The organism is Sphingobium psychrophilum, assembly GCF_012927105.1.
In the GTDB taxonomy this organism is placed as follows: domain Bacteria; phylum Pseudomonadota; class Alphaproteobacteria; order Sphingomonadales; family Sphingomonadaceae; genus Sphingobium; species Sphingobium psychrophilum.
This window is the reverse complement of sequence record NZ_JABBFV010000015.1, coordinates 46918-62463: the sequence shown is the minus strand read 5'-3', so window position 1 is coordinate 62463 and position 15546 is coordinate 46918. Positions and strand designations below refer to the sequence as shown.

General features: G+C 60.2%; 10 protein-coding genes, 4 pseudogenes and 1 CRISPR repeat array. Of the genes and pseudogenes, 4 read left to right on the top strand and 10 right to left on the bottom strand.

The genetic code is table 11. The annotated features are described in order from the left end of the window. Position 1: 1 nt before the first annotated feature. The 3 genes from HHL08_RS17960 to HHL08_RS17950 form a co-directional block, all read right to left on the bottom strand. The gene (locus tag HHL08_RS17960) at positions 2-928 is read right to left on the bottom strand and encodes a DUF7065 domain-containing protein (protein ID WP_169574410.1); all 927 of its coding nucleotides are present in this window, start codon (positions 926-928) and stop codon (positions 2-4) included. Positions 929-980: 52 nt separating this feature from the next. After that, positions 981-2414: an aldehyde dehydrogenase family protein gene (locus HHL08_RS17955; RefSeq protein WP_169574461.1), complete on the bottom strand. Its 1434-nt coding sequence runs from the start codon at positions 2412-2414 to the stop codon at positions 981-983. A 201-nt stretch (positions 2415-2615) separates the two neighbouring features. Then, the gene (locus HHL08_RS17950) at positions 2616-3914 is read right to left on the bottom strand and encodes a cytochrome P450 (RefSeq protein ID WP_169574409.1); all 1299 of its coding nucleotides are present in this window, start codon (positions 3912-3914) and stop codon (positions 2616-2618) included. Positions 3915-4574: 660 nt separating this feature from the next. Here HHL08_RS17950 and cas9 point away from each other — a divergent pair. Genes cas9 through cas2 form a run of 3 tightly spaced genes read left to right on the top strand, consistent with a single transcriptional unit; the run spans position 4575 to position 9098 of the window. Further along, positions 4575-7817: a type II CRISPR RNA-guided endonuclease Cas9 gene (gene cas9 / locus HHL08_RS17945; RefSeq protein ID WP_235955116.1), complete on the top strand. Its 3243-nt coding sequence runs from the start codon at positions 4575-4577 to the stop codon at positions 7815-7817. A gap of 22 nt (positions 7818-7839) precedes the next feature. Further along, positions 7840-8763 carry a type II CRISPR-associated endonuclease Cas1 gene (cas1, locus tag HHL08_RS17940; RefSeq protein WP_169574407.1) on the top strand — a complete coding sequence of 308 codons (924 nt, stop codon included), beginning with the start codon at positions 7840-7842 and terminating at the stop codon, positions 8761-8763. Then, positions 8760-9098, top strand: coding sequence for a CRISPR-associated endonuclease Cas2 (gene cas2, locus HHL08_RS17935; protein WP_169574406.1), 339 nt, complete (start codon positions 8760-8762; stop codon positions 9096-9098). Before cas1 ends, cas2 begins: the two co-directional genes overlap by 4 nt. A 71-nt stretch (positions 9099-9169) precedes the next feature. Then, positions 9170-10855: a CRISPR direct-repeat array (repeat unit 36 nt; unit sequence ATTATAGCCGCTCAGAGATCGCGGTCCAGCGGCAAC). A gap of 12 nt (positions 10856-10867) precedes the next feature. On the opposite strand, the pseudogene HHL08_RS17930 reads toward cas2, so the two are convergent. From HHL08_RS17930 to HHL08_RS17915, 7 genes and pseudogenes are all read right to left on the bottom strand, one after another. Next, a pseudogene (locus HHL08_RS17930) lies at positions 10868-11233 on the bottom strand (IS3 family transposase); the annotation flags it as partial. Continuing rightward, positions 11179-11940 (bottom strand): annotated as a pseudogene (locus HHL08_RS17925) (IS3 family transposase); the annotation flags it as partial. The pseudogenes HHL08_RS17930 and HHL08_RS17925, both read right to left, overlap by 55 nt. Positions 11941-11952: 12 nt before the next feature. After that, positions 11953-12150 carry a hypothetical protein gene (locus tag HHL08_RS26140; protein ID WP_328804679.1) on the bottom strand — a complete coding sequence of 66 codons (198 nt, stop codon included), beginning with the start codon at positions 12148-12150 and terminating at the stop codon, positions 11953-11955. A 48-nt stretch (positions 12151-12198) separates the two neighbouring features. Further along, positions 12199-12417: pseudogene (locus HHL08_RS26135) on the bottom strand (transposase); the annotation flags it as partial. A gap of 9 nt (positions 12418-12426) precedes the next feature. Continuing rightward, the gene (locus HHL08_RS25690; RefSeq protein ID WP_235955115.1) at positions 12427-13116 is read right to left on the bottom strand and encodes an IS110 family transposase; all 690 of its coding nucleotides are present in this window, start codon (positions 13114-13116) and stop codon (positions 12427-12429) included. Between the two features lie 18 nt (positions 13117-13134). Beyond that, positions 13135-13311: a hypothetical protein gene (locus HHL08_RS25685; protein ID WP_235955114.1), complete on the bottom strand. Its 177-nt coding sequence runs from the start codon at positions 13309-13311 to the stop codon at positions 13135-13137. Positions 13312-13538: 227 nt separating this feature from the next. Continuing rightward, positions 13539-13775, bottom strand: a pseudogene (locus HHL08_RS17915) (transposase); the annotation flags it as partial. Between the two features lie 313 nt (positions 13776-14088). On the opposite strand from HHL08_RS17915, the gene HHL08_RS17910 reads away from it, so the two are divergent. Beyond that, positions 14089-15459: a Fic family protein gene (locus HHL08_RS17910; RefSeq protein WP_169574405.1), complete on the top strand. Its 1371-nt coding sequence runs from the start codon at positions 14089-14091 to the stop codon at positions 15457-15459. Positions 15460-15546 lie beyond the last annotated feature (87 nt).

The window sequence follows — 15546 nt, the reverse complement described above, 5'->3', positions numbered from 1 at the left end:
GTCAATTGCCATTGCCTTCCCAGGGGAAGCGGAAACCGCCTTCACCCATGCCATAGCCAATCGTCCCGTCGCTCAGACGATATTCCATCATCTGTTCGACCATCACGAAACTGTCGAAGGGGAATTGCCAGCGGAACAACGGCTTGGCGGTAAATTCCCACAAGCGATCATCCTCGTCCCACACCTTCCAATGGACATGGCGGAAGCCCATTTCGTCGGCTTCATAATCGATGACTTCTTCGACCCGACCGATATGATGCCAACGCTTCCCGTCGTGCAGGATTTTCTGATAGCCCTCGCCCTGTTCGGTGATGGCGTGGACCGCCACGCAGGACATGCCATTGTCGAAGATCGGCCATGCCAGCCGATAATGCTGAACCCCCGCCCAGTTGCGCGGACCGCAGCTGACGTCGCGAAAACCCGCGTCCTTGATCGCGATGGTCTGTCCAGTGCGCAGGCGCACCGTGCCGGTGACGTCGCACGCGCCCTCCAGATGGATATAGGCCAGTTCCCGCGCGATCGCATCGTCCTGATTGCCCGGAACGATGCTGTCGCCCATCGCAAAGCGCTGATCCCAGCTGAGGTCGACGCCAAAATCCTCGGTATCGATGGTAATCCGGCACGTCTGTAACGGCCGCACCGCCTCAAGGCGCACACCCGCGACGGTCACCCCACCGTCGGGACGATCCTGGGTGTAGGGAAGGTTCATGTTGACGCGGGTGAACAGCGGCTTTCCGTCCATGAAGAAGATCGCGAAGCCATTGGTTTCGCCGACATTCTCCATGAAACCGAAGCGGATGAAGCCGCCCAGTTTCGCCTGCCGGTCATAGAAGTTGAAATAGTAGCTCTGGTTCCATTTGGGGATGGCCGGATTGGGAATATGGCGCTCGCAATTTTCGGTCATGTAGGCTGTGGTGAGTGCCGTCATGCGCATCCTTTCCATTGCCATCTTCCCTCCTCGATTCTTGTTTTTATTGGCCTCAATCGTCCAGCAGCGCCGTCACCGTCTTCGTTTCGGTATAGTGCAACACACCCTCTTCACCGACTTCGCGCCCCCAGCCGGATTCCTTCACGCCGCCAAAGGGCGCGGACGGATCGTTCATGCCGTGGGTATTGATCCACACCGTCCCGGCTTGCAGCTTGCGCGCGGTCAGGTGAGCGCGCGACAGGTCGCGGGTCCAGATATTGGCGGCCAGGCCATAACGGGTATCGTTGGCTTGCCGGATTACATCGTCCACATCGTCGAACGGGGTCGCCACCAGCACCGGGCCGAAAATCTCCTCCCGCACGATGCTGGCGTCGGCATCGGGATTGGCGAAGATGGTCGGTTCGACGAAATAGCCGTCCCGGTCCCCCGTCCCGCCGCCGGTGACAAGGTCCGCGCCGCTCGCCTTGCCCTGTGCGATGAAGTCCAGCACGCGGCCCTGCTGCACCTTCGACACCAACGGCCCCAGCATCGTGTCGGGATCGCGGCCATGGCCGAGCTTGAAGCTCTTGGCCACCTGCGCGACGCCATCCACGACCTTGTCGAATACCGAGCGTTCGACATAGAGGCGTGAGGCGGCAAGGCATACCTGCCCGCTGTTGAAGAAGATGGCGAGCGCCGCACCGATCGCCGCCTTGTCGAGATCGGCGTCGGCGAAGATCAGCGAGGGCGACTTGCCACCCAGTTCCAGCGTCACGCGCTTCAGATCCTTTGCCGCGGTCTGGACGATCTGCTTTCCAACACGGGTCGATCCAGTGAAGGCGATCTTGTCGATACCGGGATGTTCGACCAGCGCCTGCCCCGCTTCATGGCCATAGCCGGTGACGATGTTCAGCACGCCTTCGGGCAACCCCGCCTCCAGCGCCAGTTCGGCGAGGCGCAGCGCAGTCAACGGCGTGACTTCCGAGGGTTTGAGGACGATGGTGCAGCCCGCCGCCAGCGCCGACGCGATCTTCCACGCCGCCATGGCCAGCGGATAATTCCACGGCACGATCTGGCCGACGACGCCGATCGGTTCGCGCACCGAATAGCTGTGATATTGGCGGCCATCCCCCGAAATCGGGTTCACCTGACCATAGATTTTCGACGCCCAGCCGGCCATGTAGCGGAAAATATCGACGGCAGCAGGTACATCCACCGCCAGCGCATGATGCACTGCCTTGCCATTGTCATAGCTTTCCAGCAGCGCGAGTTCCTGGGCATTATCCTCAATCTTGCGCGCGATCGCCTCAATGATCTTGCCGCGGTCGAGCGGCCGCATCCGCGCCCATGCGGCGGACTCGAACGCGGCGCGCGCCTTGGTCACGGCCCGGTCCACATCCGCTGCGCTGCCCGCCGGAACGCTGGCGAACACCTGTCCCGTCGCCGGGTCTTCCACATCGATGGTGCGACCGTCTCCGGCCCCGTCCCACGACCCGCCGATCAGCATCTTTTGCGGCGGCAGACGGACTTCGTGGCCAGCCTCGCCATGGAGAGCGGCGGCAATGGTAGCGGAAGCATTCATACAGGATCTCCGAAAGGGGAAAGGCAGAGCCGCAGCCGCCATTGCAGACGCGACTTCAAAGGGGGGCTCGATATGGGCTCATGGACTGGGTCCGGTTGGATGGGGAAGAGGTGCGCGGCATCCGCGTCAACACCGCGTGAAACGGATCGGCAGCGTCTTGTAGCCGCCGACGAAATTGGTTTCGACCATGCGCGGTGTCCCGGCCAGTTCGACTGACTTCAGATGTGGCAGCAACTCCTCGAACAGCACCCGCATCTCCAGCTTGGCGAGATGCTGACCCAGGCACATATGCGGCCCGAAGCCGAAGGCGATGTGCGGGTTGGGCGAACGGGTGATGTCGAAGCGGTCGGGATCGGCGAACACGTCCTCGTCCCGGCAACCGGACGGATAGCACATCATCAGCCGGTCCATTGCCTGGATGGTCTGGCCGCGCAGTACCGTATCGGCGGTCGCGTTGCGCATGAAATGCTTGACCGGACTGGTCCAGCGGATCGCTTCGTCCACCAGGCCGGGAATCAGCCCCGGATCGGCCTTCACCTTCGCCCAGTTTTCCGGGTACAGCATCATGCCGTGCAGGCCGCCCGCCGTGGACGAGGATGTCGTGTCGTGCCCGGCGGTCGCGATCGCGACGTAATAGCCATTGGCTTCGTCGCGCGGGATGGGCAGGCCGTTGACTCGCGAATTGGCGATCAGTGACAGCAGATCGTCTGTCGGTACGTCCTTACGCCTCGCGCTCAGATCGTCGAAATAGCGATAGAAATCCTCCAATGCAGCCGCCCACATCTTGGCGCCCGCCACCGGGTCGGCGACCATTTCGGGCCGCTGTTCCTCTGGATCGTGGACGCCGAAAAATTCCTGCGTCAGCTTCAACATGCGCGGTTCATCCTCGGCCGGCACGCCGAACAGCGTCATGATGACGCGAAGAGGGTAATGCAGCGCGAAGTCGCGCACGAAATCGCATTCACCGTCGAAGCTGAGCAGATGCTCGACCGACTTCTTCGCCAGCGCCCGAATCTGTTCCTCCAGCTTGCCGATCTTGCCCGGAAGGAACCAGTTGGACGTCACCGATCGATAGGCCGCATGTTCAGGCGGGTCCATGAAGGTAAGCGAGGAGATGATACGCAGTGACCCGTCATTGATGTCCCGCGTGAAAGCGTCGGACGCCTGGTCGTTCAGGATCGGGTTATGGTCGGCATTATGGTATAGCTTGCCGTTGCGCTCGACTTCCTTGATGTCGGCATGTTTGGTGACGATCCAGATCGGATCGAAACCGGGAACTTGTGCGACGCCCAGCGGCATATTCTCGCGCAGCCACTTGAACGCGCCATAAATGACGGCATCGTCGGCATAGGACTTGGGCGAGAGCACGATCTTCGCGACATCGTCAGGGATGAACGGACGAATGTCCGATGCCGATGCGATCATTCCTGGTCCTCTCCGTTAGCCGCATCATCATCTTCGTATATTTTTGCGTATTATCGATACGTAACTACATGCTGGCAGCAGCGTCAATCGGTAAATACGTCATTATCTTTTTGTCGCATTTTTCGATAAAACATCGTGTTTTTGGGAATTATGGCAATCATTTTCGTCATAACTGTCCCGAAAACTGAATGAATGACCACAACTTTAATAGGCGATGGGTTTCATCGGCGTCGGCCCGCTGCATGGATTAGACCAGGGTGATCGCGCCAATCACCGGTCACACTATCGATACCATGTCTATCGGCAGGCTATCGGCAAAACACGAAGGCCAGAACTGCGAGATTGCCCGGAGACTTGTCCGATTGCGCAAACACAAAAAAGGCGACGCCGGAGCGTCGCCCTTATCTGGTGCGTACTGACACTTGTTAACTGCCAGACCGCGATCTCTGAGTGACGACGATGACCGATTGCAACGACTTGGTCAAGGCCTGCTGCGACCGGTGACTCATTTCGGTCGCGATTAAACTTGACCAAAATGAAAGAGCCTGCCCCATTTAAACTCTTGTATCGGATGAGGGAAAGCGGGTGGAAAAGAAAAGCCGAATCTGGCGCCTGGGTGCCGACCTTGGCGCAAATTCGTTAGGTTGGGCAGCAATCGAATTGCAGAAGATCGATGATCGATACGAGCCGATCGGCATCCTCGCCGCCGGCTCCCGCATTTTCAGTGACGGCCGTGATCCCAAGTCCGGCGCTTCACTTGCTGTGGACCGGCGTGACGCACGAGCGATGCGGCGGAGGCGGGACCGGTTCCAGCAACGGCAAAGGGCACTAATCAAATATCTGATCGCCGACGGGCTGTTTCCGGCCGATGAGGCGGCGCGCAAGGCGATGGCCGCGATCGATCCCTATGCTGTGCGCGCACGCGCGCTGGACGAGGTGTTGACGCTGCCGGAACTGGGCCGCGCGCTCTTCCACCTCAACCAGCGGCGCGGCTTCAAGTCGAACCGCAAGGCCGACCGCAAGGCGGATGACGATCCAGGCAAGATTGTGGAGGGCATCGACCGTACGCGCGAGGCGATCGCCGAGGATGAGCAGGAGGCCGGTGCCGAACCGGGCAGCTGGACCTATGGCAAATGGATGCACATGCGCCGCATCGGAGCCGTGGATGCCAATAAAATCCCGCGCGTTCGTACCCGCTTGGACACCGAAAAGGATGAAGCAGGAAAAGAGCGCGGCTATGACTTCTATCCCGGTCGCGACCTGATGGAGGAAGAGTTCGACGCCATCTGGGGAGCGCAGGCGCCGCATCACCCTGACGTGCTGACCAATGACGCCCATGACCGGCTGCGTGAGATCATCTTTTACCAGCGGCCATTGAAGGCCCCGCAAATCGGCATGTGCACGCTGATCGGGGGCCATCCGCGCTTGCCCAAGGCGCATCCGTTATTCCAGCGCCGCCGCCTTTTGGAGGAACTCAACGCCCTGATGATCGTGCGGCCCGGCGAAGTCGCGCAGCGGCTGACGCGCGAGGAACGCGACACGCTGTTCCTGAAGCTCAAGGACAAGGGCAAGGTAAGTTTCACAAGCTTGCGCAAGACGCTCAAACTGGATCCCGATGCTCGCTTCAACAAGGAAAGCGAGAACCGCACCGACCTGAAAGGGGATGAGGTCGCGGCGGCAATGGGTGCCAAGACGCGCTTCGACAATCGCTGGGTCCATCTGTCGATCGAAGACCAATGGGATATCATCGCGCGACTGGGAGATGTCGAAAGCGATGCGCAGGATGCCGCTTTTCGCGCATGGCTGGGTGACACCTATGCGCTGACCCCGGAACAGGCCCGCGCCGTCGCCAATGCGCCTTTGCCGCCGGGCTATGGCCGTTTCGGCGAGGTCGCGACCCGGCGGCTGATCGATGCGCTGCGAGATGGCGAAAAGGACGGGCGCGTGCTCGTCTATAGCGACGCCGTGATCGCGGCGGACCTTGGCCATCATAGCGACCGGCGCACCGGCGAAATTTTCGAGGATAAAGAAGGGTGCCCGCAACTCCCTTATTATGGCGTGGCGCTGGAGCGACACATCATGCCGGGCACCGGAGATCCATCCCATTCGGATGAGATGCGGGTCGGTCGCCTGACGAATCCCACCGTCCATATCGGACTCAATCAGCTGCGCCGCATCGTCAACACGCTGATCCGCGCCTATGGTCCGCCCGCCGAAATCGCGATCGAACTGGCGCGCGAACTCAAGCTGACCGACGACGACAAGAAGCGGATTAACAAGGAGAATAATGACAACCGACTGGCCGCCGAAAAGCGGTCGGATAAATTACTTGCCATCGGCAAGTCCGATACCGGCACCAATCGTGCGCTACTCAAATTATGGGAAGAACTCAATCCCGCCAATGTGCTGGACCGACGGTGCATCTATACGGGCACTCAGATTTCGATCGACATGCTGTTTTCAGTCGCGGTCGAGGTGGATCATATCCTGCCCTTCACGGCTACCTTGGACGACAGCAACGGCAACAAGATAGTCTGCATGCGCGAGTCCAATCGGGAGAAATGCAAACGGTCCCCCTATGAGGCGTGGGGCCATACCGCGCGTTGGGAAGAGATCGCCGCTCGCGCTGCGCAATTGCCGCGTAACAAGCGCTGGCGCTTTGAGCCGGACGCGATGGAGAAGTTCAAGGATGAGAGCGGCTTTCAGGCGCGCCATTTGGTTGATACCCAATATCTCGCCCGATTGTCGCGCGAATATTTGGCGACGTTGTACCCCGGAAAGGGCGAGGGCAGCGGCCATATCTGGGTTTCGCCGGGGCGGCTGACCGAGATGGTGCGGCGCAAGCTGGGCCTCAACGGCCTGCTTGGAGATCATAATCTCGGCGCGGATCAGGCCAAAAACCGCAAAGACCATCGCCACCATGCCATCGATGCCGTGGTCGTGGCGATCGTTGATCGCAAGATGCTCAATGAGATTGCGCGCGTATCGGGGCAGGAAGGTGTGGACGGGCGCGAACGGATCGAAATCCCGCCGCCTTGGGACAATTTCCGCGACAGTCTGCGCACCGCCGTCAATGCCATCACCGTCAGCCATCGCACCGACCATGGCACGGCGTCGAAAGCCGGACTGGCCAAAGGCAAGGACGCAACCGCCGGCCGCCTGCACAATGACACCGCCTATGGTTTCACCGGCAAAACCGACGCGAAGGGTAACAGCATCGTCGTGCGCCGCGTGCCACTATCCAGTTTCAAGAAGCTCGCCGACCTGGATCGCATTCGGGACGCCGATCTGAAGGCCGCACTTTACCAGCATCTCGACGGTTTGGAGGGCAAGGCGTTCGAAAAGGCGGTGGCGGCTTTCCCCGATCTGGAATGGCACCCCTTTGGCGGCGTGCGGCGGGTGCGCGTCGTCGAACCGCTGTCCGTCATTCCGATTAAGGACCGAAATGGACGCATCTATAAGGGATATAAGGGCGATTCCAATTATCGGTACGATGTTTGGGAATTGCCGGGAGGCAAATGGGTGAATGAAGTCGTCTCCATGTTCGATGCGCATCAGCCCGGCTGGCAATCTGCGATCCGGGTCGCCAATCCGACCGCGCGCAAGATATTGAGCCTGCACAGGGACGATGTGCTGGCGGTCGAACGAGACGGGGGGGCACGCGAATTGGTTCGGGTAGTGAAATTCTCCGAAAAACAATTCGCCGTCGCGCCGCCCAACGAGGGCGGGGCGCTCAAGGCGCGCGACGCGGACAAGGGTGACCCGTTCAAATATAGCTACCCCTCCCCTAATACGCTCAAGGCATGGCGCGCGCGTCAGGTGCGCATTGATGAAATAGGCCGCGTCCTCGACCCCGGCTTCCCCGCCCGCACGGCTCGCCGCAAAACGCGCAAGAAGGCCTGACCAGAGAGCGGAGGCGAGGCAGATGGACCGGATCGTCGATATCGCCACCGATGGCCGCCACCTTTCCGCCCATCGCGGTTTCATGATCGTGTCGGAGGATCGCGCGGAAGTGGGCCGCGTGCCGCTCGACGATGTCGCGGCCGTCGTCGTTCACGCCCACGGCATCACCTGGTCCACCAACCTGATCGTCGCACTGGCCCAGCGTGGCGCGGTGATGCTGCTCTGCGGCAGCAATCACGCCCCGGTCGCGGTGTGCCTGCCGCTAGACGGGCACCACGCCCAAAATAGCCGGATGCGCGCCCAATGGGAGGCGGGCAAGCCCCTGTCCAAACAATTGTGGCGCCGGATCGTCATCGCCAAGATCCGCTGGCAGGCGGCGGTGCTCGATGCCAACGGCATGTCTTCCTCCGCCTTCGACCTGCTCGCCCGGCGTGTAGGTTCGGGCGACCCCGACAATGTCGAGGCGCAGGCGGCGCGGCGGTACTGGCCGTTGTTGATGGGGGAGGGTTTCCGGCGCGATCGGGATGCGGAAGACATCAACGCGCTCCTCAATTACGGCTATACGGTGTTGCGGTCGCTGTGCGCCCGCGCCGTGGTCGCATCCGGCCTGCACCCGTCGATCGGCGTCCATCATGCCAACCGGACCAATGCCTTCGCCCTGGCCGACGACCTGATCGAACCGTTCCGGCCGCTGGTTGATGCGCTCGCCCTGCGCCTCGTCGCGCGCGGGACCGATACCGTGACGCCGGAAGCCAAGCGCGCCTTTGCCGGACTGATCGCACTCGACCTGCCCGGGGCGGACGGCACGACGACCGTCGCGGGCGCTGCAAACCGGGCCGCGCAAAGCCTCGCGCGCGCGTTCCAGAGCGGGCAGGCAGCCGACATCGTGCTTCCTACACCCCCGTCCGCGCTGGAACTGGCCGGACTCGACTCGCTCTTGTCATGAGCGCGAGCCAGTTGAGTGGATACCGGCTGATGTGGATTTTCGTCATGTTCGACCTGCCGGTGACCACCAAGGAACAGGCCCGCGCGGCCACGAAATTCCGCGAATTTCTGCTGGATGAAGGCTTTGAGAAGAGCCAGTTTTCGGTCTATGCTCGGTTCTGCAACGGCAAGGAACAGTTCGAAACCTATATGCGGCGAGTCGAGTCGAGCCTGCCCGATCGCGGCGACGTCCACATCCTCAGCTTCACGGACCGGCAATATGAAAATATCGTGCGATTCTCAGGACAGCGCCGACGGCGGCAGCGGAAAAACCCGGATCAGCTCGCGCTATTCTAATGATTCGCGCGAATTTTACGATGATGGATCAATAGATATTGCGTTGTTTTCAACGTGATATCCATTGATCCATTATAGCCGCTCAGAGATCGCGGTCCAGCGGCAACAATGCGGACGGCGCGACCAACACGGCCAATATTATAGCCGCTCAGAGATCGCGGTCCAGCGGCAACCCAGCAGATGCCGGATGATCTCCGCCGCGAATTATAGCCGCTCAGAGATCGCGGTCCAGCGGCAACATAGCGGCGCTCGCCTCACGGGGGCGGCCTATTATAGCCGCTCAGAGATCGCGGTCCAGCGGCAACGATTGCGCGATAGGCCCATGGTGCGGCGATATTATAGCCGCTCAGAGATCGCGGTCCAGCGGCAACGATGCAGATTGTAGAGCGTCGCGCCTTTGTATTATAGCCGCTCAGAGATCGCGGTCCAGCGGCAACAAGCGGAGGCCGCTTGACTGCGTTCGATTAATTATAGCCGCTCAGAGATCGCGGTCCAGCGGCAACGGTTGGGAGAGGCTGGACGCGGTGAAGCGCATTATAGCCGCTCAGAGATCGCGGTCCAGCGGCAACATGGCCGCCCTATGGGGCCGCAATCGGAGCATTATAGCCGCTCAGAGATCGCGGTCCAGCGGCAACAGCAAACCAGTCCCGCAGCGTCATTCCTTCATTATAGCCGCTCAGAGATCGCGGTCCAGCGGCAACCCCGCGCCCAACGCCTTCGACAAAAACTCGATTATAGCCGCTCAGAGATCGCGGTCCAGCGGCAACTCACAGCCGCACGGCAGCGGCGTAGGCTCGATTATAGCCGCTCAGAGATCGCGGTCCAGCGGCAACAGCACTGGCGCAGATACGTCCCAGCCCGTTATTATAGCCGCTCAGAGATCGCGGTCCAGCGGCAACTGGCGACGTAACCGGCGAGCGGCTTGGTCTATTATAGCCGCTCAGAGATCGCGGTCCAGCGGCAACCCATCTCGGATGTAGCGAACGGTGCAGTAAATTATAGCCGCTCAGAGATCGCGGTCCAGCGGCAACATCCTGCGCGCACTGACCGACGCCGGATCGATTATAGCCGCTCAGAGATCGCGGTCCAGCGGCAACGAGACCGTGCAGCTATATCAACCGCACCAGATTATAGCCGCTCAGAGATCGCGGTCCAGCGGCAACGCGATTCACAGGGGGATGAGATGAGAACGAATTATAGCCGCTCAGAGATCGCGGTCCAGCGGCAACTGTGTGCAAGCCTCCAAGGGCAAGCGCTGAATTATAGCCGCTCAGAGATCGCGGTCCAGCGGCAACGACTCTGAGCTTGACCTTAAAGCGGCCGACATTATAGCCGCTCAGAGATCGCGGTCCAGCGGCAACCCTGCCCCGTGGCGAACTGGTCAGCCTGTCATTATAGCCGCTCAGAGATCGCGGTCCAGCGGCAACCTGAAAGGCGGCGGGTCGGAGCGCCGCTATATTATAGCCGCTCAGAGATCGCGGTCCAGCGGCAACAGCGTCGCCAGTCCGTCCGCGCTCATGGCGATTATAGCCGCTCAGAGATCGCGGTCCAGCGGCAACCTTCCCACGCTGCAATAACGCCAGCGGCGTATTATAGCCGCTCAGAGATCGCGGTCCAGCGGCAACGACCATGACCGACGCGCAGATATTCGCGCGATTATAGCCGCTCAGAGATCGCGGTCCAGCGGCAACCACGCAGCGTCGGGATCAACTTGCGCCAGGATTATAGCCGCTCAGAGATCGCGGTCCAGCGGCAACACCGACAACTGCGTCATGCGTGCGCCCTTCGACGAAGTCGTAGGCCCATACATGACCTGGATATTCCGACCGCAGGCGGATACAGGATCCGTCGTTGAGCCATAGGCGTCCGCGCTTGGGCTGGCGCAGCGGAACCTTCAGCCCCTCACGTCGCCAGATCCGCTCGACCCGTTTATGGTTCACCGTCCATCCCGCATGGCACAGCAATGCCGTCACCCGGCGGTAGCCATAGCGACCATATTGTTTAGCCAAAGCGATGATATCCTCCGTCAGCGCCTGCTCGTCATCCGCCCCGCGCGGCACCTTGCGCTGCGTCGATCGATGCTGTCCCAGCACCCGGCAGATCCGTCGCTCGGACACCCGAAGCGCTCGTCGCACATCGATGGACGCAGGCCGTAGGCCTGCAGCTTTTTCTGATAGTCATAAGAACAATATTGGCTGCCGCGATCCGAATGGAAAAGGCAGCCCTGGGGAGGCTGGCGCAGGCGCACCGCCATATCCAACGCCCTGATCGCCAGGTCCTTCTTCATCCTGTCACTGACAGCCCAACCCACGACACGTCGGCGCAGTTTATCCTGAGCGCCTGCCGCAGGCGGGCAGTCGAAGGGCAGGTCGAGAATGACGGCAAGATAGAGCCAGCCTTCTGAGGTCCAGATATAGGTGATGTCGCCCGCCCCCTTACGGTTGGGCGCATCGGCGGCGAAGTCGCCGTCCAGCCAGTTCGCTGCGACCCCCAGGCGATGGTGGCTATCGGTCGTGACCTTGTGCTTGCGCATGCGGACTGGCTTGATCCCGTTGATCTTCATCAGGCACCCGACTCGGCGCTCGCCAACATCGAGCCCCACCTCTTTCAACTCCATCGTCATGCCAGGACGACCATAGCTCCCAAGGCTGAGGCAGTATTGCTCCCGGATATGCGCCAGCACTTTCATGTCCGTCCGCTCCCGCCGACTGATCGGCCGCGAGCGCCAGGAACGATAGCCGCGCTCGCTGACAAGCATGACACGGCAGAGCAGTTCAACAGGCCAACGATGCCGCCAGCTATACACGAACGCGAACTTCACGGCCTTTGGCTCGCGAAGAACTGCTTGGCCTTCCTAAGAAACAGTCATGTCAGGCTCATGTGGCAACTCTTGGAGGGAGAAGCCAAAGGTCTTGGCGCGACGCTTGAGATTTCCGATCACCCGACTGCGATAGCGCTCCTCATATTGTGACGCGCCGGGATCATGATACGCCATGCCGTAGCGCAGGCTGTTATAGAACAGCACCGCGATCTTGCGTGCGGTCGCGGTCACTGCCTTGGCTTTTCCGGCGCGTGCAGACAGTCGACGGTAGAAAGCCCCAAGCGCGGTGTCACTTCGGCCAATGGTGGTTGAGGCTGGGCGCAGGAGTGCTGCAGCCCGGCTTGAGGAGCGTCGGGTTTTGGACGACAGCAATTTACCGCCCGATATCTTGTTGCCCGGCGCCAGGCACAACCAGGACGTAAAATGCTTTGAACTGGGCCATGCGGCAAGATCGGTCCCGCACTCGCCAACCAGCTTGAGTGCGAGCGACGGGCCGATTCCGTGGATCTACGTCAGGTCCACGCCCAGCACGCGATAGAGCGCTGACCGGACCTCGAAGTCAGGCGTGTTCACCTGTCGCCTTTTGGTCCGGACTTTTGGGAGGTGGCGAACATCATATCCCTCGTCTATTTCGAGCGCCTTGAGCGCGGCCTCAAGCTTTCGATCACATTCGAGAACTTTGGTTTGGTAGAAGTCGAACAGGGCCAGGGACTGGCCAAGCGCGAAGATATGCTCGTCGCGCCAGTTCCCCGATAATGCCGCACAAATGGTCTCAATAGTCGCGTGGCAGCGGACGTCGCGCATTTGAGCCAGCGTGCTTGGCGTACGTTCCCCGCTCACAACGGCCCTGATTATCCGCATTCCCGTCACGCCGGTAATGTCGGAGACGACATGATGGAGTTGCACATTCATTTCCATCAGCGCCTTCTGCATGTGCTGAATATGGGAGGCAGCATATTCGATCAGCCGCTCGCGCTGCCGCAGATAGGCACGCATGGTCGCCACGCCCGCCTCGGGACGGAAACTCCCCCGCAGCAGCCCGTAGCTATGAAGGCGTTGCAACCATGCAGCGTCGCTGACGTCGGTTTTGCGACCCGGTACATTCTTGGCATATCGCGCATTGACCAGGATCACCTCAAAGCCGTGTCCTTCAAGCACTTCATAGGCCGGAATCCAGTAAACACCGGTCGATTCCATCGCGACAGTCGTGACGCCCTATGTCTTGAACCAGCGGGCCATATCATGGAGATCGCCGGTGAATGTGCCAAACGCTCGTACCGGATTATCATCGGCGTTCGGATTTATGGCCGCCATATGCATGGTCGACCCGATGTCGATGGCAGCGGCGCGTGGATTGACCATAGACAACGCGCCGGATTTCGATCGTTCCATTCCAAGTCCTCCTTCAAAACAGGAGGGTATGGGCGATGCTAAACGTCATCTTCCTAACCGGGATCGCCGCAAAACGGCGTTACCACTTTCAAGTACGCAAACACCCACGGGCCACGTTTTTTAACGGGGTATCATGCCTCCAATAAGCCATCGGCCGCGACCCTCCCGACCGCACCATAGCACGACCCGTTTCTACCGCGCACAGGCGGACTCAGCCGGCGACGGTTTTTTAATATGTCGCGCTCCTCCCGCAGCACACGGTTCTCAAGGCGAAGGCGTTCATTCTCACGCGCCAGATCTGCCTGCGGCGCTGCCACCAGGTCAGATGGCCGATACTGTGACACCCATTTGCCCAGCGTCGACTTCCCTATCCCCAAATCCGATGCAACCCGGTCGCGCGGCAACCCGCTGGTCAGCGCAATCCGCACCGCCTCCTGCTTGAACTCTTCTGTATGCTTGATCATCTCGTCGGTCTCCTGTTGCGAACTCTAATCGCTCAGGTGACCGGCGCAAATCCGTTACAAGTCCACGCGACTCCTTGGATAATTGCTGAAAGGTTGGTGGGAAGGCACCCATGCTCCAATCTCTGCAAAGCGCATGAGAGCAAAATGACAAGAAGGGCCGATCCAAAGAGCCGCCTGCTCCGCCTTCCCAGCAGAACCCGGCCACCGCTTGCAAGCTTGCGCAAATTTCCGCGAAATTGCGCATAACTGCGATTAGTTGCGCATTGACTCTTTTAATTGCGCGATTTATCTTTTGCGCAACTAAGGAAGTGATGTGGCACGACTAATACCCGAAGCCGATCTAGAAGCGATCGAGGCCGCTGTGGCGCAATTGCCGGATGGTGCGTCAGCGGCTCAGATCACCAGCGCCCTCGCTACTCCTGGTGCCCGTCGTACCCTCCAATACCGTCTTCGCGCATTGGTTGACGCGGGTCGGCTACGCCTTACCGGCGACGGGCGTGCAGCCCGCTATCATCTTGCTGATGACATCATCGCCCGGCCTGACCCGGCCGACATCGTCCCGATATCACCTGAAGGCAAAGCTGTCCTTGCCTATGTCCGCCAGCCCGTCGCGATGCGACAACCGGTCGGCTATGACCGCGGCTTCCTGGATCGCTACCGGCCAAAAGAAACCTTCTATCTGACCCAGCAGCAGCGTGATCTTCTGGCTACGATCGGCAAGCCACAGATTGAGGCTGCAGCGGCGGGAACCTACGCGAAGCAGATATTGAACAGGCTGCTTATCGACCTTGCATGGAATTCCAGCCGTCTCGAAGGCAACACATATTCGCTGCTCGATACACGGCGGCTGCTGGATTTCGGGGAAGCCGCCGAGGGGCGCGGACCGCGCGAAACGCAGATGATCCTCAATCATAAGGATGCGATCGAGTTTCTCGTCGCCAACGCCAATGATGTCGGGTTCAATCGCTATACGATACTCAACCTGCATGCGTTATTGGCGAACAATCTGTTAGCTGACCCGACGGCGGTGGGGCGACTGCGCAACATCATCGTAGGGATAGACGGTTCAACTTTCCATCCACTGGAAGGTCCGGGCCTCATCGAGGAGTGCTTCGATCAAATCCTTGCTACAGCCACGGCCATCGACGATCCATTCGAGCAGGCCTTTTTCATGATGGTGCAGCTTCCTTATCTTCAGCCCTTTGACGATGTGAACAAACGCGTATCACGCCTCGCCGCCAATATTCCCATGATCCGGGGGAACCTTGCACCATTGTCATTCACCGAGGTTCCAGGCGACCTTTACACGCGCGCCACGCTTGGCGTCTATGAACGCAACGACATAACATTGCTGCGCGACGTATTCCTTTGGGCCTATCAGCGATCCGCAGCGCGCTACGCCGCCGTCCGTCAATCAATGGGTGAGCCAGACCCCTTCCGCCTGCGCTATCGGGAACAGTTGCGCGATGTCGTTCGGGATGTTGTGCGCGGCACCTTGAGCCGACAGGCAACACGCGCGCATCTGATCACGACGTCCCATGAGTTCATCCCAACAGCCGATCAGGACCAGTTTGCTGAGGTCGCAGAAACGGAGTTGCTGGGCTTGCACGAGGGTAATTTCGCGCGATACCTGGTTCGTCCGTCGGAATTTGCTGCATGGCAACAAATCTGGAACGCAGCCTGATTGCTACGCCTACCTGAATGGCTTGCATTGGGACTTAACCGACTGACCGCTTCCGGGTCTCACGCGGACACATCGGACCATCAAACC

Coding starts and splice junctions, on each gene's coding strand:
- cas2 (WP_169574406.1), top strand. CDS start 8,760: ATGAGCGCGAGCCAGTTGAGTGGATACCGGCTGATGTGGATTTTCGTC.
- HHL08_RS17950 (WP_169574409.1), bottom strand. CDS start 3,914: ATGATCGCATCGGCATCGGACATTCGTCCGTTCATCCCTGACGATGTC.
- HHL08_RS17960 (WP_169574410.1), bottom strand. CDS start 928: ATGACGGCACTCACCACAGCCTACATGACCGAAAATTGCGAGCGCCAT.
- HHL08_RS25685 (WP_235955114.1), bottom strand. CDS start 13,311: ATGGAACGATCGAAATCCGGCGCGTTGTCTATGGTCAATCCACGCGCC.
- HHL08_RS17955 (WP_169574461.1), bottom strand. CDS start 2,414: ATGCTGATCGGCGGGTCGTGGGACGGGGCCGGAGACGGTCGCACCATC.
- cas1 (WP_169574407.1), top strand. CDS start 7,840: ATGGACCGGATCGTCGATATCGCCACCGATGGCCGCCACCTTTCCGCC.
- HHL08_RS25690 (WP_235955115.1), bottom strand. CDS start 13,116: ATGGAATCGACCGGTGTTTACTGGATTCCGGCCTATGAAGTGCTTGAA.